Here is an 18,367-nt window from a genome sequence, read left to right as displayed (position 1 = left end):
CATGCACCGAGACCTCGATATCGGCGGCGTCCTGCTCTCGCCCTTCGTCGCCTATGCCGGCATCGCCTTCGCCATCATGGTCGTGCTGCGGACGATCTTCACGCGCTTCCCGCTGGCCCGCTACGTGGCGAACCCGCCGCTGGCCGAGGCCGGCCTGTTCGTCTGCCTGCTCGCACTCGTCGTGGCGCTCTCCTGATGGCGGCCGGATCCGAGCCGGCGCTGCCGGGGCGCGAGCGCCGCCGCCTCGCGCGCATCCTGCGCCTCCTCGCCACCGTCGTGATCCTCGCTTGCGCAGGCGTAGCGGCGGCCTTCGTCTGGGACTTCTACGTCAGCGCCCCCTGGACCCGCGACGGACGGGTGCGCGTGCAGGTGGCGAGCGTCGCTCCCCAGGTCTCCGGGCAGATCGTGGAACTGCGCGTCGTCGACAACCAGACGGTGCGCAAGGACGACGTGCTCTACGTGGTCGATCCGGTCGACTACGAGGTCGCCGTCGCCTCGGCCGAGGCGGAGGTGAAGAACCGGGAGGCGGACCTTCAGGTGAAGCGCACCCAGGCCTCGCGCCGCGAGCAACTCACCACGCTCTCGACCTCCATCGAGGAGAAGCAGCAATACGCCGGCACGGCCAAGATCGCCGAGGCCGCCCTGGAGAGCGCCCAGGCCCAGCTCCGGCAGGCCAGGATCAACCTGGAGCGGACGACCGTGCGCTCGCCGGTGAACGGGCGCGTGACCAACCTGCTGCTGCGCAGCGGCGACTACGCCTCCAAGGGCAACGTCAACATCGCGGTCATCGACACCGATTCGTTCTGGATCGACGGCTATTTCGAGGAGACCAAGATGGCCCATATCCGCGTCGGCGAGCCCGTCGAGGCGGCGCTGATGGGCTTTTCCGAGCCCCTCACGGGCAGCGTCGAGAGCATCACGCTCGGCATCTCCACCGCCAACGCCTCGCCGAGCACCCAGGGGCTCCCCTCGGTCAACCCGGTCTATACCTGGGTGCGGCTGGCGCAGCGCGTGCCGGTGCGGGTGCGCATCGAGCGGGTGCCGCCGGGCGTTGCGCTCGTCGCCGGCATGACCTGCACGCTCTCCGTGGGCGAGCCCGGACGGCACGGGCGCGACTGGCTCGCGGCCATGCGAGCGCGGCTCATGGGCGATCCGGCGCCGTCCTCGCCGGCCGCTCCCGCCCGCTGACCCGGCAGGAGCACGGATCGCCACAGGAGCGCTATGGCGCTGCGGTAGGCGATTTTGCGATGCACGCGGGGTTGCGCAAGCATTTGAGCGAAAACGCCTTCGTGCATTCCAGCTCTCGGGCGTCCGAATAGTTGGAAGCGTGGCCGCATTTTGACGCTTGACGCGCGGCGAATACACTCGCAGTCTACATGGGTGCTTCGCAGAGCGGGGCACGGATCGGAGAGAAAGCTGACGAACTCGGTCCGAGATCGGGGTTTGCTTTCTCGCCGAAGGCAGGAGGAGACAGGGATGACTCCACCGCAGCGTGAGGCCGCGACGACGGCATCGGGTTAAGTTCGGCCCGAGCCCCAGCGGCGAGACCACGGACGACCGGACGGATAGCGGCTTCAGGGGCTTGGAAGCGGCCGACAACGGCACGACTTCGAACACGCAAGGCGCCCCACCTCAACCGCATCCGAACCCGGTCCCGCCAGGGTGAGTAGACCTCGGATCAGTGCGCGTTCCCGACCCGCAGGTGCACGGCTCGAAAGAGCCGGGGGCGCCCTTTATCGCTTGGGCGCTTGTCGTCCTGCCGCGCTGCGATCCCGGATCGCGCTCTTGCCCGAGCGCCCCCGCCGCCGAGCCCCTGCGAGAGGATCGTGCGCGGAAGCCAGGGAACCGCACGGTTATCCGTCGATCCCTGCTTCCGCGGAACGGGCTCGTTCGAAGGCGCGAAGAGGATGCGCCGGCGCATGGGTTCGCCGCAGGGGACCGCCTCGCGAGAGTTCAGTCGATCCCGAGCTTGCTCTTCAGCAGCGCGTTCACGGCGGCCGGGTTGGCCTTGCCGCCGGTGGCCTTCATGGTCTGGCCGACGAACCATCCGAGCAGGCTCGGCTTCTCCTTCGCCTGCGCGACCTTGTCGGGATTCTGCGCGACGATGGCGTCGATGGCCGCCTCGATGGCGCCCGTGTCCGTGACCTGCTTCATGCCGCGCTGCTCGACGATCTTGCGCGGGTCGCCGCCCTCCGACCAGACGATCTCGAACAGGTCCTTGGCGATCTTGCCGGAGATCACGCCCTCGACGATGAGGTCGATCACCGCGCCGAGCTGCTCGGCGGAGACGGGCGTCGCCTCGATGCCGAGCCCCTCCTTGTTGAGGCGCCCGAACAGCTCGTTGATGACCCAGTTCGCGGCGAGCTTGCCGTCGCGCCCGCGCGCCACCGCCTCGTAATAGTCGGCCGAGGCCCGCTCGGCGACGAGCACCCCCGCGTCGTAGGCCGAGAGCCCGAAATCGGCGACGAAGCGCGCCTTTTTGGCGTCCGGCAGTTCCGGCAGGGCGGCGGCGAGCGCATCGACATAGGGCTGGTCGAAGGTCAGCGGCAGCAGGTCCGGGTCGGGGAAGTAGCGGTAGTCGTGCGCCTCCTCCTTCGAGCGCATGGAGCGGGTCTCGCCCTTGGTGGGGTCGAAGAGCCGCGTCTCCTGGTCGATCTTGCCACCGTCCTCGATGATCGCGATCTGGCGGCGCGCCTCGGTCTCGATGGCCTGCCCGATGAAGCGGATCGAGTTGACGTTCTTGATCTCGCAGCGCGTGCCGAGCGGCTCGCCGGGTCGGCGCACGGAGACGTTGACGTCGGCGCGCAGGCTCCCCTTCTCCATGTCGCCGTCGCAGGTGCCGAGATAGCGCAGGATGGTGCGCAGCTTGGTCACGTAGGCGCGCGCCTCCTCCGAGGAGCGCAGATCCGGCCGGGAGACGATCTCCATCAGCGCGACGCCGGAGCGGTTGAGGTCGACGAAGCTCTGCGTCGGGTTCTGGTCGTGCAGCGACTTGCCGGCGTCCTGCTCGAGATGCAGCCGCTCGATGCCCACCGTGATCGACTCGCCGTCGGCGAGGTCGACCAGCACCTCGCCCTCGCCGACGATGGGGTCCTTGTACTGGCTGATCTGGTAGCCCTGCGGCAGGTCCGGGTAGAAGTAGTTCTTCCTGTCGAACACTGACCTGAGGTTGATCTTCGCCTTCAGCCCGAGGCCGGTGCGCACGGCCTGGGCCACGCATTCCTCGTTGATGACGGGCAGCATGCCGGGCATGGCCGCGTCGACCAGCGACACATGCGCGTTCGGCTCGGCCCCGAACTCGGTGGAGGCGCCGGAGAAGAGCTTGGCGCGGCTCGTCACCTGGGCGTGGATCTCCAGCCCGATGATGACCTCCCAGTCATGCAGGCCGCCCTTGATGAGCTTTTTCGGGTTTACGGGTGCGGTCATGGTCGCCTGAGAGCTCAAGTCGGTCGCCGTCGAGTTAGGGAGCGTCTCGCTCTCCGGTCAAGCGCGGGCGTTCGCCGCGCGCCGCGCGAAAAATCCGAGGAGCGCCCACAGGAACGCGGCGCCGGTGCGCACGGGGAAGAAGGTCGGCCCGTCATGGCTCACCGGGGCGGGCCAGGGGATGCCGACGGCCGAGACCGCCCAGGACACCAGCACCGAGACCGCGAGCGCGATGATCGCCGCGATGAAGACCTTGCCGAACTGGCTCGCGGTCCAGCCGAGATAGAGCGAGAGCCCGATCAGCACCGGGTCGAGCGCGGCGAAGATCCAGACGGTCCAGGGATAGTAGGGGACGCTCACGCCCACCACGCCTTCGGCAGCACGGTGCGCCCTGCCGCGTCCTCGATCACTTGGCCCACGGCGAACAGCGTCTCCTCGTCGAAGGGACGCCCGATGAGCTGGAGGCCGAGCGGCAGGCCCTGTCCGTCGAGCCCGGCCGGCACGGAGATGCCGGGGAGCCCGGCCATGTTCACCGTCACCGTGAAGACGTCGTTGAGATACATCTCCACCGGGTCCGCGCTCGCCTTCTCGCCGATGCCGAAGGCGGCCGACGGGGTGGCGGGCGTCAGGATCGCGTCGACGCCCTCCGCGTAGGCCGCCTCGAAGTCGCGCTTGATGAGGGTGCGGATCTTCTGGGCCCGGACGTAGTAGGCGTCGTAATAGCCGGCCGAGAGCACGTAGGTGCCGATCATGATGCGGCGCTTCACCTCGCGGCCGAAGCCGGCGGCGCGGGTGTTCTCGTACATCCCGGCGATGTCCTTGCCGGGCACGCGCAGGCCGTAGCGGACGCCGTCGTAGCGGGCGAGGTTGGAGGACGCCTCGGCCGGCGCCACGATGTAATAGGCCGGCAGCGCATACTGCGTGTGCGGCAGCGAGATCTCCTTGATGGTCGCGCCGGCATCCTTCAGCCACGCGGCGCCCTGGTCCCAGAGCGCCTGGATCTCGGCGGGCATGCCCTCGACCCGGTACTCCTTCGGGATGCCGATGGTCAGCCCCTTCACGCCCCGCGAGACGGCGGCCTCGAAATCCGGCACGGCCAGCTCGACGGAGGTGGTGTCGCGCGCGTCGTGCCCGGACATCGAGGCGAGGAGGATGGCGGAATCGCGCACGGTGCGGGCGATCGGCCCGGCCTGATCGAGGGAGGAGGCGAAGGCCACCGTGCCCCAGCGCGAGCAGCGCCCGTAGGTCGGCTTGATGCCCACCGTCCCGGTGAAGGCAGCCGGCTGGCGGATCGAGCCGCCGGTATCCGTCGCCGTGGCGCCGAGGCAGAGATGGGCCGCCACCGCCGCCGCCGATCCGCCCGACGATCCGCCGGGGACGATCTGCGCGTCCGATCCGTTCCGACGCCAGGGCGAGACCACGTTGCCGAAGGCGGAGGTCTCGTTGGACGAGCCCATGGCGAACTCGTCGAGATTGAGCTTGCCCAGCATCACGGCGCCGTCGCGCCAGAGATTCGCCGAGACCGCCGATTCGTAATGCGGCGTGAAGCCCTCCAGGATCTTCGAGCCGGCCGTGGTCGCGACGCCCTCGGTGCAGAACAGGTCCTTGATGCCGAGCGGCAGCCCTTCGAGAGGGCGCGCCTCGCCCGCCGCGATCCTGGCGTCGGAGGCATCGGCCATGGCGAGCGCCTTTTCGGGCGTCTCCAGCAGGAAGGCGTTGAGCGCGCGGGCCTTCTCGACGGCCTCGACATGGGCCTGGGTCAGCTCGCGGGCCGAGAAGGTCTTTGCCTTCAGGCCGTCGCGGGCCTCGGTGAGGGTGAGTTCGTTCAATGCGCTCAAGGGTCGTCGTCCTAACGCTTCCCGGCTCGGGCCGGCCTGCCGCGGCATCGGGCCGGGCGGCCCGGCGCGGTCCGTGACGGAATGGGTTCTACTCGACCACTTTCGGGACGAGGAAGTAATGGTCTTCCGTCTCGGGGGCGTTGGCGACGATGTCGTCCGCGCGGTCGCCCTCGGTGACGATGTCGGCGCGGCGCTTCATGGTCATGGGCGTCACCGAGGTCATCGGCTCGACGCCGGACACGTCGACGGCGCCGAGCTGCTCGACGAAGGCGAGGATGGCGTTCAGCTCGCCCTGGAGCGGGGCCACCTCGTCCTCGCGCACCGCGATGCGGGCGAGATGCGCGATGCGCCTCACGGTGGTTGCGTCGACGGACATGCGGCCAGACGGGCTCTTCTCGTTGCGTGAAGCCGGCCTATAGCACCGCGCTTCCGCCGCCCGCAACGCGAGGGTCTCAGGTGACGACGTGGTTGGGCGTCACCGACATCTCGATGAGGATGGCGGGCTTCCAGGGCGGGTACTTGGCCTGGGCGAAACCGACGACGAGGATCTCGAAGGCCGCGAGCAGCATCAGCCGGTGCTTGCGCGGCAAGTTCTTGCGCGCGGGCACGGAGGGTGCGGACTGAGGCATCGCAGGCTCGCGAAAAGGGGTTAACGAAGCGTTAACCGCCATATGACGGAACGGCTCCGCTCCGCGCGAGCCCTGAATCGGGGCATGGTTAACGCTGGGGATTGCGTGGCATAGGCGCTGCCGGGACAGGGCGAAGGGACGGCCGTGGACGCGGATGCATTGAGAGCCTTCGGGGAGGCCGTGGCGGCGCAGGCGGCGGCGGGGCTGCCACGGCTCGTCGGGATCGACCTCGGCACCAAGACCATCGGGCTTGCGCTCTCGGATGTCGGCCGCCAGATCGCCTCGCCGCTGGAGACGATCCGCCGGGTGAAGTTCACCCCCGACGTCACGAAGCTGCGCGAGATCTGCGAGAAGCACCGGGTCGGCGGGCTGGTGATCGGCCTGCCGCTCAACATGGACGGCAGCGAGGGGCCGCGGGTACAGTCCACCCGCGCCTTCGTGCGCAACCTGAAGGGGCTCGTCGACCTGCCGGTGGCCTTCTTCGACGAGCGGCTCTCCACGGCGGTGGTGACGCGGGCGCTGATCGAGGCCGACGCCTCGCGGGCGCGCCGGGGCGAGCTCGTGGACAAGCTCGCCGCCGCCTACATCCTCCAGGGCTGCCTCGACACCCTGCGCCGGCTCGACGACGCGGCCTCGCCGCAAGACGAGGATTGGGACTGATGCCGGCGTGCCTTTGGATCGATGTCATCGGTCCAAAGGCGGCTCGGCGCATCGGCGCCGGCGTGGTCGCGCTGCTGTATGAGCCTACCGGATCAGGGAAACGGCGCCGCTGCCGTGGCGCTCGATGCGGCCGTCGAGTTCGAGTTCGAGCAGGGCCGTCTGCACGAGGCGCACGCTCAGGCCCGCGTTGCGGGCGAGCTCGTCCGTGCCGATAGGGGTCGGGCTGAGCGCGGCGATGAGGCGGGCGCGCTCGTCCGGCACGGGCTCGTCGGGCACCGGGGGCTCCTCGGGAAGCAGGGCGGAGGGCGCGTCGAGATCGATCTCGTCCCAGAACGCGGAGGGGCGCTCTTCCATCGGCCGGGCGAGGCGGAGCGCCGCGTCCGGTCCCGCCTCGATCAGGGGGGCCAGGGCGGCGACGACGTGGTCGGGGTCGCAGACGAGGGTCGCGCCCTGGCGGATCAGGTCGTTGGTGCCCTCCGCCCTCGGGTCGAGGGGCGAGCCCGGCACGGCGAAGACCTCCCTGCCCTGCTCGTTGGCGTAGCGGGCGGTGATGAGCGAGCCCGAGCGCCGGGCCGCCTCCACCACCACGGTGCCCAGCGCCAGCCCGGAGATGATGCGGTTGCGCCTGGGGAAGTCGCGCCCGCGCGGCTCCCAGCCCATGGGCATCTCGGCCACCACCGCGCCGCCCTCGGCGAGGATCGCGTCGACCAGTCCCGCGTGGTTCGCGGGGTAGATGCGGTCGTGTCCGCCGGCCAGCACCGCGACGGTGCCGGTGGCCAGCGACGCCTTGTGGGCGCGGGCGTCGATGCCGCGCGCCAGCCCCGAGACCACCACCAGCCCCGCTTCGCCGAACCCCTGCGCCAGCCGCGCGGTGAATGTCAGCCCGGCGGCCGACGCGTTGCGCGAGCCGACGATGGCCACCGCCGCTCCCCGCAGCACGGCGGTCTCGCCCCGCACGGCGAGCAGCGGCGGCGCGGAATCCGTCGCCGCCAGGGCAGTGGGATAGTCGGGCTCGCCGGTGGCGAGGAAGCGGGCGCCGACGCGGGCGGCCGCCTCGATCTCGGCTTCCGCCTCGGCCCTCGTCGGCGGCACGATCCGGCGCCCGCGCGCACGGGTCAGTCCGGGAAGGGCGTCGAGGGCGGCGGCGGCTCCGCCGAAACGGTTGATCAGCCCCCGGAAGGTGCGCGGGCCGATGCCCTCGCAGCGGATGAGCCGGAGCCAGTCGGCGCGCTGGGCGTCATCGAGCCGCATCGTCGCCCCGCCTCACCCCTTCTGGCCGATGCGCCCCTCGGTGCCGGCGAGCAGCCGGGAGATGTTGGGCGCGTGCTTCCACCATAGCAGCAGGCCGAGCACCAGGAACAGGATCGCCGCCTCCGGGCGTCCGAGCGCCCACAGCGCCACCGGGGTCGCGGCGGAGGCCGAGAGCGCCGAGAGCGAGGAGTAGCGCATCAGGACCGCGAGCCCGATCCAGATCGCGGCGAAGACCAGCGCCGCCGGCAGGCTGACCGCGATCAGCACGCCGATGAAGGTCGCGACGCCCTTGCCGCCCTTGAACCCGAGCCAGACCGGGAAGAGGTGCCCGAGGAAGGCGCCGAGCCCCGCCGTCAGCCCGGCGATCTCGCCGAAGCGGCTCGCCACCAGCACCGCGACCGTCCCCTTGAGCGCGTCGCCGAGGAGCGTGGCCGCCGCGAGCCCCTTGCGCCCGGTGCGCAGCACGTTGGTGGCGCCGATATTGCCCGAGCCGATGGCGCGCACGTCCCCCAGCCCCGCGAAGCGGGTCAGGATCAGCCCGAACGGGATCGAGCCGGCGAGGTAGCCGCCGGCGAGGCAAGCCAGCAGCAGCGGCCAGGCGACGCCGCCCGTCACGCCGCGCCTCCGGGCGCGACTTGGCCGAACGCCTCGTGACGGAACACGACCTCGCCGCCGACGATGGTGAGCATCGCAGCCCCTTGCAGGCGCGCCTCGTCGAAGGGCGAGTTCTTCGAGCGCGACTTCAGGTTCCGCTTGTCGAGCACGTAGGGGATCTCGGTGTCGATGAGCACGAGGTCGGCCGGCGCGCCGGGCGCCAGCCGGGCATCGCGTCCGAGGATCTGGGACGGCCGGGCGCTCAGCGCCACGAGCAGCTGCTTCAGCTCGATCTGGCCGTCATGGACGAGCCTGAGCGCCGCGCCGAGCAGGGTCTCGATGCCGAGCGCGCCGTTGGCGGCCTCGGCGAAGGGCAGGCGCTTGGTCTCGACGTCCTGCGGGTTGTGGTCGGAGACGATCACGTCGATCACCCCGTCCTTCAGCGCCTGCACCGTGGCGAGACGGTCCTCCTCCGTGCGCAGCGGCGGCGAGAGCCGGCAGAAGGTGCGGTAATGGCCGATATCGCCCTCGTTGAGCACGAGGTTGTTGATCGAGACGCCGCAGGTGACGGGCAGGCCGTCCTCCTTGGCGCGCCGGACGATCGCGATGGAATCGGGGCAGGAGATCATCGCGGCGTGGTAGCGGGCGCCGGTGAGCCGCACGAGGCGGATATCGCGCTCCAGCATCACCGTCTCGGCCTCGCGGGGGATGCCCATGAGCCCGAGCCGCGAGGCCATCTCGCCCTCGTTCATCACGCCCTCGCCGACGAGGTCCGGCTCCTCGACATGCTGCATGATGAGGGCGTCGAAGTCGCGGGCATAGGTCAGGGCCCGGCGCATCACCTGGGCGTTCGTCACGGCCTTGAGCCCGTCGGTGAAGGCGACGGCGCCGGCTTCCTTCAGGAGCCCGAACTCGGTCATCTCCCTGCCGGCGAGCCCCTTGGTGATGGCGGCGGAGGGCAGCACGTTGACGCAGGCCGTGTCGCGGGCGCGCCGCAGCACGAAGTCGACGATGGCCGGGCCGTCGATCACCGGGTTGGTGTCGGGCATGCAGACCAGCGTGGTGACGCCGCCGGCCGCCGCCGCCGCGCTGGCGCTGGCCAGCGTCTCGCGATGCTCGGCGCCGGGCTCGCCGACGAAGGCGCGCATGTCGACGAGGCCGGGGGTGATGGCGTGACCGCGGCAGTCGATGACGTCGGAGCCCATCATCGGCTCGGGGACGTCCGTGCCGAACACGATGTCGAGGATGCGGTCGCCGAACAGGAAGACCGACCCCGGCCCTGTGTAGCGGCCGGGATCGACGATGGTCGCGTTCTTGAGGAGAAGGGGCGGCATGCTCGGTTTCGCCTCACGCGTTCGGCAGGTGCGTGGCGAGCGCCTCGAGCACCGCCATCCGCACGGCGACGCCCATCTCGACCTGCTCGCGGATGAGGGACTGCGCCCCGTCGGCGATGTCCGAGGCGATCTCGACGCCCCGGTTCATCGGGCCGGGATGCATCACCAGGGCGTCGGGGGCGGCGAGCGCCAGCTTGTCCCCGTCGAGGCCGAAATAGCGGAAATACTCCTTCACCGAGGGCACGAAGGAGCCGTTCATGCGCTCGCGCTGGAGGCGCAGCATCATCACGATGTCGCAGCCCTCCAGGCCCCGGCGCATGTCCGTGAAGACCTCTACGCCGAAGCGCGCGATGCCCGGCGGCAGCAGCGTCGAGGGGCCGATCACCCGCACGCGGGCGCCGAGCGCCTGGAGCAGGACGATGTTGGAGCGCGCCACCCGGCTGTGCAGCACGTCCCCGCAGATGGCGACGCGCAGGCCCTCGATCCGCCCCTTGTTGCGGCGGATGGTGAGGGCGTCGAGGAGGGCCTGGGTCGGGTGCTCGTGGGCGCCGTCGCCGGCATTGACCACGGCGCAGTCGACCTTGCGGGCGAGCAGATGCACGGCGCCGGCCGCGTGGTGGCGCACCACGATGATGTCGGGCCGCATGGCGTTGAGCGTCGCCGCGGTGTCGATGAGGGTCTCGCCCTTCTTCACCGAGGAGGAGGCCACCGACATGTTCATCACGTCGGCGCCGAGCCGCTTGCCCGCCAGCTCGAACGAGGACTGCGTGCGGGTCGAGGGCTCGAAGAACAGGTTGATCTGGGTGCGGCCGCGCAGGACGTTGCGCTTCTTCTCGACCTGCCGGGAGAGCGCCACGGCGTCCTCCGCCCGGTCGAGCAGGGTCTCGATGTCGGGGCGCGACAGGCCCTCGATGCCGAGCAGGTGCCGGTGCGGGAAGCCCGGCGGCGGCGAGCCGGCGGCGGGGCTGGACGTGGGGGGGCTGGCCGAGTCGCTCATCCTGGGCTCGGGCTATAGGTCGCGCCCGGCGCACGGGCAAGGCGAGGGCCGTGTCGAAACCCGGCGGCGGATTGTTGCGTAGGGGGAGGTAACGAGCGCCCGCCGCCGGCGAAACGAGCAAAGCCGGCCCCGGTATCCGGGCCGCCACGCCGCGTCCGACGAGGAGGACCACGTCCCTTGGCCCAGACCGCAGCTCCCATCGCGGGCGGCGACCCGCCCGGCGCGGCGGCGCGCCGCTACCTGTTCTTCCGCCACCCGCTGACGATCCGGGTGGCGCATTGGGTGAACGTGGTCTGCCTTCTCGTGCTGCTCATGAGCGGCTTGCAGATCTTCAACGCCCATCCGGCGATCTACTGGGGATCGATCTCGACCTTCGACACCCCCGCGCTCGCCATCACCAGCGACGAGGCGCCGGACGGCCGGGCGCGCGGCGTCGTGCAGGTGGCGGGACACAGTTTCGACACCACGGGCGTCCTCGGGCTCTCCAGCGTCGAGGGCCGGCAGGTCGAGCGCGCCTTCCCGGCCTGGGCCACCCTCCCCTCGGACCAGGACCTCGCCACCGGCCGGCGCTGGCACTTCCTGTTCGCCTGGGCCTTCGTCCTCAACGGGCTGGTCTATCTCGCCTACGGGATCGGCAGCGGGCAGTTGCGCCGCCGGCTGGTCCCGGAGGGCGACCAGATCCGTGGCTTCGGCGCCTCGATCCGCGAGCACCTGGCGCTGCGCTTCCCCAAGGACGAGGAGGCGCGGCGCTACAACGTGCTCCAGAAGCTCACCTATCTCGTCGTGGTCGCCGTGCTGCTGCCGGTGATGGTGCTGGCCGGGCTCGCCATGTCGCCGGGGCTGGACGCGGCCTTTCCCCTCCTGCCCGCGCTGTTCGGCGGACGCCAGTCCGCGCGCAGCGTCCACTTCGTCGTGGCCAACCTCCTGGTGCTGTTCGTGATAGTCCACGTCGTGCTGGTGCTGGTCTCGGGCGTCTTCAACAACATGCGCGGCATGATCACCGGCTGGTTCGCCATCGAGCCGGGCCACCGTCACGGCAAGGGAGAGGGTCGATGAGCATCCGCATGGATCGGCGCGGCTTCCTCGCCAAGGCCGCCGCCGTCTTCGGCGCGGCGACGCTCGGCGGCTGCGACCGGCTCGCCGAAACGGCCTTCGGGCGGCGGGCGCTGAAAATGGGCGAGGACGCCAACCTGTTCGTGCAGCGGCTGCTGCTCACCCCCGCCTCGCTCGCCACCGAGTTCCCCGACTCGGCGATCTCGTCCTACTTCAAGCCGAACGGCTCCACCGACCCGCAGGACACCGACTATCTGGCCTTGGTGAAGGCGGAGTTCTCCGGCTACAGGCTCGCCGTCGACGGGCTGGTGGAGACGCCGCTGGCCCTGAGCCTGCCCGAGCTGAGGGCGCTCCCCTCCCGCACCCAGGTGACGCGCCACGACTGCGTCGAGGGCTGGAGCTCCATCGGCAAATGGACCGGCGTTCCCCTCGCCGACCTCTTGCAGAAGGCGCGGCTCAAGCCGAACGCGCGCTACGTCGTCTTCCATTGCTTCGACACGATGGAGTTCGCGGGCGGCGGCCTGGAAGGCGGCGACGGCGCCGATTCGGGGGACGGGCAGCCGCAAGGGCGCCCGATCCGCTACTATGAGAGCCTCGACCTCACCGACGCCTATCACCCGCAGACGATCCTCGCCTACGCCATGAACGGTGAGACGCTGGGCGTGCCGCACGGCGCGCCCCTGCGGCTGCGGGTGGAGCGCCAGCTCGGCTACAAGCAGGCGAAATACCTGCGCCGCGTCGAGGTGGTGGAGTCGCTCGGGCGGTTCGGCGACGGCCAGGGCGGCTACTGGGAGGATCGCGGCTACGAATGGTATGCCGGCATCTGAGTGGTCCCCGGCCTGCGACCGAGTGGCCCGGAATTTGACATCGCCTCGGGCATGAACCACTTGGCTGCCACCGGGACGCCTCCATCGGGGCGGACGGGCACCCGTCACAATTCGACCGGACCGTCGTCAGGGTGGGCTCCCGCGAGAGGCTGATCCGTTCATGAAAGTCGTCGTCGTCGAGTCGCCGGCCAAAGCCAAGACCATCAACAAGTACCTTGGCCGCGACTACGAGGTCATCGCCTCCTTCGGCCATATCCGCGACCTGCCGGCCAAGGACGGCTCCGTGGATCCCGAGGACGGCTTCCGCATGATCTGGGAGCTGGAGGACCGCGGCTCGAAGCGGGTCTCCGAGATCGCCAAGGCGGTCAAGGGCGCCGAGAAGCTCATCCTCGCCACCGACCCCGACCGCGAGGGCGAGGCGATCTCCTGGCACGTCCTGGAGGCGCTGAACGCCCGCAAGGCGTTGAAGGGCATCCCCGTCGAGCGCGTGACCTTCAACGCCATCACCAAATCCTCCGTCGAGACGGCGATGAGGAAGCCGCGCGAGATCGATCAGGCGCTGGTGGACGCCTATCTGGCGCGTCGCGCCCTCGACTACCTCGTCGGCTTCAATCTCTCGCCGGTGCTGTGGCGCAAGCTCCCCGGCGCCCGCTCGGCCGGCCGCGTCCAGTCGGTGGCGCTGCGTCTCGTCACCGAGCGCGAGATGGAGATCGAGAGCTTCAAGCCCCGCGAGTACTGGTCGATCGTCGCCACCCTCGCCACCGAGGCGGGCGGTGTCTTCGACGCGCGGCTCTCGGCCGCCGACGGCCGGAAGATCACCCGCCTCGACGTCGGCACCGCCGACGAGGCGGCGGCGTTCAAGCGCGACCTCGAGCTCGCGACCTTCAGCGTGGGCAGCGTCGAGGCCAAGCCCGCCAAGCGCCACCCGCAGCCGCCCTTCACCACCTCGACGCTCCAGCAGGAGGCCTCCCGCAAGCTCGGCATGGCGCCGGCCCAGACCATGCGGGTGGCGCAGCGCCTCTACGAGGGCGTCGACATCGGCGGCGAGACGCTCGGCATCATCACCTACATGCGGACCGACGGCGTCGACATGGCGCCGGAAGCCATCGCCGACGCCCGCCGGGTGATCGCCAAGGAATACGGCGACCGCTACCGGCCGGACGTGCCGCGCAAGTACACGGTGAAGGCCAAGAACGCGCAGGAGGCCCACGAGGCGGTGCGCCCCACCGACATGGGCCTGCTGCCGAAGCAGGTCGCCCGCGTGCTCGAACCCGAGCAGGCCAGGCTCTACGAGCTGATCTGGACCCGCACGGTCGCGAGCCAGATGGAATCGGCGGAACTCGAGCGCACCACCGTCGACGTGATCGCCCAGGTCGGCCCGCGCCGGATCGAGCTGCGCGCCACCGGCCAGGTGGTGAAGTTCGACGGCTTCCTCACCCTCTACCAGGAGGGCAAGGACGACGAGGAGGACGAGGATGGCCGCCGCCTGCCGCCGATGTCGGCGGGCGATCCGCTGAAGCGCGAGCGCATCGCCTCCACCCAGCACTTCACCGAGCCGCCGCCGCGCTATTCCGAGGCGAGCCTCGTCAAGCGCATGGAGGAACTCGGCATCGGCCGGCCCTCCACCTACGCGGCGATCCTCCAGACCCTGCGCGACCGCGAATACGTCAAAATCGACAAGAAGCGCCTCGTGCCCGAGGACAAGGGCCGGCTCGTCACCGGCTTCCTGGAGAGCTTCTTCAAGCGCTACGTCGAATACGACTTCACCGCCGCCCTGGAAGGCCAGCTCGACCGGGTGTCCAACGCCGAGATCGACTGGCGCGACGTGCTGGCCGATTTCTGGCGGGATTTCTCCGCCGCCATCGGCGGCACCAAGGAGCTGCGCGTCTCCGACGTGCTCGACGCCCTGAACGAGCTTCTCGGCGATCACATCTTCCCGCCGAGGGCCGACGGGGCGAACCCGCGCGCCTGCCCCACCTGCGGCTCGGGCCAGCTCTCGCTGAAGCTCGGCAAGTTCGGCGCCTTCGTCGGCTGCTCGAATTATCCCGAGTGCAAGTACACCCGCCAGCTCGCCGCCACCGGCGTCGACGGCGAGGGAGACGGCACCTCCGGCGAGGGCGGCCAGCCCGGCGTGCGGGTGCTCGGGGACGATCCCGAGACGGGGCTGCCCGTCACCGTGCGCGACGGCCGCTTCGGGCCGTTCATCCAGCTTGGCGAGGCGTCTGCCGAGAAGGGCGCGGAGAAGCCGAAGCGCTCCTCCCTGCCGCCCGGAACGACGCCCGCCTCCCTCGATCTGGAGAAGGCCCTCAAGCTCCTCGCCTTGCCGAAGGAGATCGCGCGCCACCCGGAGAGCGGCGAGCCGATCCTCGCCGGCATCGGCCGCTACGGCCCTTACGTCCAGCACGGGCGGACCTACGCCAATATCGGCCGGGACGACGACATCCTCGAGGTCGGCGCCAACCGCGCCATCGATCTCATCGTCGCCAAGGAGCAGGGCGGCGGGCGCGGCGGGCGCCCGGCCGGCGATCCCGGCCGCGCCATCGGCAAGGACGAGGCGTCCGGCCGCGATCTCGTGGTCAAGGCCGGACGCTACGGCGCCTACGTCACCGACGGCGAGGTCAACGCGACCCTGCCGAAATCCATGAGCGCGGAATCCCTGACGCTCGAAGACGCCATCGGGCTGGTGAACGCCAAGCGCGCCTCGGGCGGGGGCAAGAAGACCACGCGCAACACGCCCAAGCGCAAGCTCACCCCCCGCAAGGCCGCCTCCGAGGACGACACGGCGGCTCCGGCGAAGAAGGCCGCGCCGCGCAAGACGTCGACAAAGGCGAAGACGGCGGCCAAGCCCAAGGCCGGGCCGAAGAAGGCGGCGGGCTGAACCCCGCGGCGCCGTCGCGATCAGACCAGATAGGTGATCGTGGCGGCGATGGCGGTGGCGAGGGTCGCCACCGCGACGGCGGTGCCGTTGAGGAAGCGCGCCTGCGTCGCGGCGACGGCCTCCTGCGCGCAGCCGAACGACTCGCCGGCGGCCCGCTCGATCCGCGAGAGCATGAGATGGCGCGCTTCGATGGCTGCGTGGCTCACGGCGTCTCCCCTCGCGTTTCGGGCGTGGTCCTGCCTGCGGCTGGCCACGTCTGCGAGGGCTGAACGGCCGAGCTGGCGATCGGTTCCGCCGGATTCGTCGGCGGGCGCGCACTGTGCCCGGTTCGCCACGCTCGGGGGCCGTGCGCCGGCCGCCGGCTGACAGCCGCCTCGCACCCGTGCGATGCTCGGGCGCGGGCGGATATGGAGCGGATGCTCTATCCGTTCCCGATGTGTTCCGATATCGTGGGCGGATGACAGCGCATGCGGCCAAACCAAGACCCGAGCGCGAGGCGGACCGCGTGAGCGACCCGGCCCGAGACCTGTTCGGTTCCGCGAAGGCGGCCAAGGCGACGACCCAGGCGGCCGGCACCCCCGCGCCGGGCGAGCGCCGCCGCGCTGCCGCCCCCCCCGTCGCCCCGGTGCCCGGCGAGGCGGAAGCCGGCTACGATGCCTCCGCCATCGAGGTTCTGGAGGGGCTGGAGCCGGTCCGGCGCCGCCCCGGCATGTATATCGGCGGCACCGACGAGCGGGCGCTGCACCACCTCTTCGCCGAGGTGATCGACAACTCCATGGACGAGGCGGTGGCTGGCCACGCCACCTTCATCGAGGTCGAGCTCGAAGAGGACGGCGCCCTCGTCGTCACCGACAACGGGCGCGGCATCCCCGTGGACCCGCACCCGAAATTCCCGGGCAAGTCGGCGCTCGAGGTCATCATGACCACGCTGCATGCGGGCGGAAAGTTCGATTCGAAGGTCTACGAGACCTCGGGCGGCCTGCACGGCGTCGGCATCTCGGTGGTGAACGCCCTCTCCGACAGGCTGGAGGTCGAGGTCGCGCGCAACCAGACCCTCTACCGCCAGACCTTCTCGCGCGGCCATGCGCAGGGGGGGCTGGAGACGGTCGGCCGGGTGCAGAACCGGCGCGGCACGCGGGTGCGCTTCCACCCCGACGCGGAGATCTTCGGCTCGCTGAAGTTCGACCCGCGCCGCCTCTTCAAGATGGCCCGCTCGAAGGCGTATCTCTTCGGCGGGGTCGAGATCCGCTGGCGCTGCGCGCCGTCGCTCGTCGAGGGGCTCGAGGGCGTGCCGGCGGAGGCCGTGCACCGCTTCCCCGGCGGCCTGCGCGACTATCTCGCCCGCGACATCGAGGGCAAGGAGCTCGTCACCGACGCGATCTTCTCCGGCAAGGTGACGAAGCAGGGCGGCCACGGCTCGCTCGAATGGGCGGTGGCCTGGATGGTCCAGGACGACGGCGTCTCCTCGTCCTACTGCAACACGATCCCGACGCCGGAGGGCGGCACCCACGAGGCGGGGTTGCGGGTGGCCCTGCTCCGCGCCCTGCGCGAGCATGCCGAGCGCGTGAACCAGGCCAAGCGCATGACGGCGGTGACCACCGACGACGTCATGGCGACCTGCGCCTCCATGCTCTCGGTCTTCATCCGCGAGCCCGAGTTCCAGGGCCAGACCAAGGACAAGCTCGCCACGGTGGAAGCCTCGCGCATCGTCGAGACGGCGATCCGCGACGCCTTCGACCACTGGCTCGCCGCCTCCCCCGCCCAGGCCAACAAGCTCCTCGACTGGGTGATCGAGCGCGCCGACGAGCGCCTGCGCCGGCGCCAGGAGAAGGAGGTCGCCCGCAAGTCGGCGACCCGCAAGCTCAGGCTTCCCGGCAAGCTCGCCGACTGCTCGGCCGCCGGCACGGCCGGCTCGGAGATCTTCATCGTCGAGGGCGACTCGGCGGGCGGCTCGGCCAAGCAGGCGCGCGACCGCGCGACCCAGGCGATCCTTCCGTTGCGCGGCAAGATCCTGAACGTCGCCTCCGCGAGCCGGGACAAGCTCGGCGCCAACCAGCTCATCGGCGACCTGACCCAGGCGCTCGGCTGCGGCACCGGCAACCACTACCGCGAGGAGGACCTTCGCTACGAGAAGGTCATCATCATGACGGACGCCGATGTCGACGGTGCCCATATCGCCTCGCTGCTGATCACCTTCTTCTACCGGCAGATGCCCAAGCTCGTGGACAAGGGGCATCTCTATCTCGCGATCCCGCCCCTCTACCGGCTCCAGCAGGGTACGAAGACGGCTTATGCCCGCGACGACGCCGACAAGGAGCGGCTGATCAAAAGCGTCTTCAAGGCCGGCAAGGTCGAGATCGGCCGCTTCAAGGGCCTGGGCGAGATGATGCCCGCGCAGCTCAAGGAGACCACCATGGACCCGAGGAAGCGCACGCTGCTGCGCGTCGCGGTCCTCGACGAGGCGCGCGAATCCACCGGCGACACCGTGGACCGCCTGATGGGCAACAAGCCCGAGGCCCGCTTCGCCTTCATCTCCGAGCGCGCCGCCTTCGCCCACGACGCCGACCTCGATATCTGACGCCCGCTCTTCCCTCCCCCTTGCGGGGAGGGACCGAGGGTGGGGGTGGTCCAGGAGGCACCACGCAGCGTCGTCCGGCGCCGCCCCCCACCTCCGGCTCCTCCCCGCAAAGGGCAGGGCTATCGCACATGAGTAAAGAGATTGAAGAGATAGTCTTTGCTCCACGCGGCGTGCTTCATTTTCTTGCGGATGGGCAGGTCGGACGGGTGTGACGCCAAGATGTTGCGCGCGAGGCGGCGGAGCAGGGCGAGATTCTCCGGGCCATAGTTCTTTCTCGATCGCGCATCGTCCTCGTGGAAGACGAC

At 70.4% G+C, this 18,367-nt stretch carries 17 protein-coding genes and 1 pseudogene; 7 read left to right on the top strand and 11 right to left on the bottom strand.

Translation table 11 applies throughout. The annotated features are described in order from the left end of the window. The first annotated feature begins 1 nt into the window (after position 1). Positions 2-196, top strand: coding sequence for a DUF1656 domain-containing protein (locus tag ACP56T_RS18005; protein ID WP_430913532.1), 195 nt, complete (start codon positions 2-4; stop codon positions 194-196). Continuing rightward, entirely contained in the window at positions 196-1,188 is a 993-nt protein-coding gene (locus ACP56T_RS18000) for an efflux RND transporter periplasmic adaptor subunit (protein WP_430913531.1), read from the top strand. Before ACP56T_RS18005 ends, ACP56T_RS18000 begins: the two co-directional genes overlap by 1 nt. Before the next feature lie 765 nt (positions 1,189-1,953). Here ACP56T_RS18000 and gatB read toward each other — a convergent pair. The 5 genes from gatB to ACP56T_RS17975 all read right to left on the bottom strand — a co-directional run bounded on the left by gatB (position 1,954) and on the right by ACP56T_RS17975 (position 5,890). Beyond that, complete coding sequence (gene gatB, locus ACP56T_RS17995) at positions 1,954-3,426, bottom strand: Asp-tRNA(Asn)/Glu-tRNA(Gln) amidotransferase subunit GatB (RefSeq protein ID WP_430913530.1); 1,473 nt, start codon at positions 3,424-3,426, stop codon at positions 1,954-1,956. A 57-nt stretch (positions 3,427-3,483) separates the two neighbouring features. Then, the gene (locus ACP56T_RS17990; protein WP_430913529.1) at positions 3,484-3,783 is read right to left on the bottom strand and encodes a hypothetical protein; all 300 of its coding nucleotides are present in this window, start codon (positions 3,781-3,783) and stop codon (positions 3,484-3,486) included. Next, complete coding sequence (gene gatA / locus ACP56T_RS17985; protein ID WP_430913528.1) at positions 3,780-5,261, bottom strand: Asp-tRNA(Asn)/Glu-tRNA(Gln) amidotransferase subunit GatA; 1,482 nt, start codon at positions 5,259-5,261, stop codon at positions 3,780-3,782. Before gatA ends, ACP56T_RS17990 begins: the two co-directional genes overlap by 4 nt. Before the next feature lie 88 nt (positions 5,262-5,349). Further along, positions 5,350-5,637, bottom strand: coding sequence for an Asp-tRNA(Asn)/Glu-tRNA(Gln) amidotransferase subunit GatC (gatC, locus tag ACP56T_RS17980; RefSeq protein ID WP_430913527.1), 288 nt, complete (start codon positions 5,635-5,637; stop codon positions 5,350-5,352). A 76-nt stretch (positions 5,638-5,713) separates the two neighbouring features. Further along, complete coding sequence (locus tag ACP56T_RS17975) at positions 5,714-5,890, bottom strand: hypothetical protein (RefSeq protein WP_430913526.1); 177 nt, start codon at positions 5,888-5,890, stop codon at positions 5,714-5,716. A 144-nt stretch (positions 5,891-6,034) separates the two neighbouring features. On the opposite strand from ACP56T_RS17975, the gene ruvX reads away from it, so the two are divergent. Continuing rightward, on the top strand, positions 6,035-6,550 hold the full coding sequence (gene ruvX / locus ACP56T_RS17970; protein ID WP_430913525.1) for a Holliday junction resolvase RuvX: 516 nt from the start codon (positions 6,035-6,037) through the stop codon (positions 6,548-6,550). A gap of 84 nt (positions 6,551-6,634) precedes the next feature. Here ruvX and dprA read toward each other — a convergent pair whose 3' ends face one another. From dprA to ACP56T_RS17950, 4 genes are read right to left on the bottom strand one after another with little or no spacing between them, the layout of a single operon-like run. Further along, complete coding sequence (gene dprA / locus ACP56T_RS17965) at positions 6,635-7,801, bottom strand: DNA-processing protein DprA (RefSeq protein WP_430913524.1); 1,167 nt, start codon at positions 7,799-7,801, stop codon at positions 6,635-6,637. A gap of 12 nt (positions 7,802-7,813) precedes the next feature. Then, positions 7,814-8,416 carry a glycerol-3-phosphate 1-O-acyltransferase PlsY gene (gene plsY, locus ACP56T_RS17960; RefSeq protein WP_430913523.1) on the bottom strand — a complete coding sequence of 201 codons (603 nt, stop codon included), beginning with the start codon at positions 8,414-8,416 and terminating at the stop codon, positions 7,814-7,816. Further along, positions 8,413-9,729, bottom strand: coding sequence for a dihydroorotase (locus ACP56T_RS17955; RefSeq protein ID WP_430913522.1), 1,317 nt, complete (start codon positions 9,727-9,729; stop codon positions 8,413-8,415). The genes plsY and ACP56T_RS17955 overlap by 4 nt, the downstream gene beginning before the upstream one ends. A 13-nt stretch (positions 9,730-9,742) precedes the next feature. Then, positions 9,743-10,726: an aspartate carbamoyltransferase catalytic subunit gene (locus ACP56T_RS17950; RefSeq protein WP_430913521.1), complete on the bottom strand. Its 984-nt coding sequence runs from the start codon at positions 10,724-10,726 to the stop codon at positions 9,743-9,745. Positions 10,727-10,903: 177 nt separating this feature from the next. Between ACP56T_RS17950 and ACP56T_RS17945 the strand changes: the two genes are divergently transcribed. The 3 genes from ACP56T_RS17945 (at position 10,904) to topA (ending at position 15,484) form a co-directional block, all read left to right on the top strand. After that, positions 10,904-11,782, top strand: a complete 879-nt coding sequence (locus ACP56T_RS17945) for a cytochrome b/b6 domain-containing protein (RefSeq protein WP_430913520.1) — start codon at positions 10,904-10,906, stop codon at positions 11,780-11,782. Next, the gene (locus tag ACP56T_RS17940) at positions 11,779-12,606 is read left to right on the top strand and encodes a molybdopterin-dependent oxidoreductase (protein ID WP_430913519.1); all 828 of its coding nucleotides are present in this window, start codon (positions 11,779-11,781) and stop codon (positions 12,604-12,606) included. The genes ACP56T_RS17945 and ACP56T_RS17940 overlap by 4 nt, the downstream gene beginning before the upstream one ends. A gap of 160 nt (positions 12,607-12,766) precedes the next feature. Next, positions 12,767-15,484, top strand: a complete 2,718-nt coding sequence (topA, locus tag ACP56T_RS17935; protein WP_430913518.1) for a type I DNA topoisomerase — start codon at positions 12,767-12,769, stop codon at positions 15,482-15,484. A 20-nt stretch (positions 15,485-15,504) separates the two neighbouring features. On the opposite strand, the gene ACP56T_RS17930 is transcribed toward topA, so the two are convergent. Next, entirely contained in the window at positions 15,505-15,690 is a 186-nt protein-coding gene (locus ACP56T_RS17930; RefSeq protein ID WP_430913516.1) for a hypothetical protein, read from the bottom strand. Positions 15,691-15,989: 299 nt separating this feature from the next. On the opposite strand from ACP56T_RS17930, the gene parE reads away from it, so the two are divergent. Then, a complete protein-coding gene (parE, locus tag ACP56T_RS17925) occupies positions 15,990-18,062 on the top strand; it encodes a DNA topoisomerase IV subunit B (RefSeq protein WP_430913595.1) in 2,073 nt (690 codons plus the stop codon). 119 nt (positions 18,063-18,181) lie between these two features. On the opposite strand, the pseudogene ACP56T_RS17920 reads toward parE, so the two are convergent. Continuing rightward, a pseudogene (locus ACP56T_RS17920) lies at positions 18,182-18,367 on the bottom strand (ISAs1 family transposase); the annotation flags it as partial.

Source organism: Methylobacterium endophyticum (assembly GCF_050591105.1).
Classification (GTDB): domain Bacteria; phylum Pseudomonadota; class Alphaproteobacteria; order Rhizobiales; family Beijerinckiaceae; genus Methylobacterium.
This window is presented reverse-complemented; position numbering and strand designations above follow the sequence as displayed.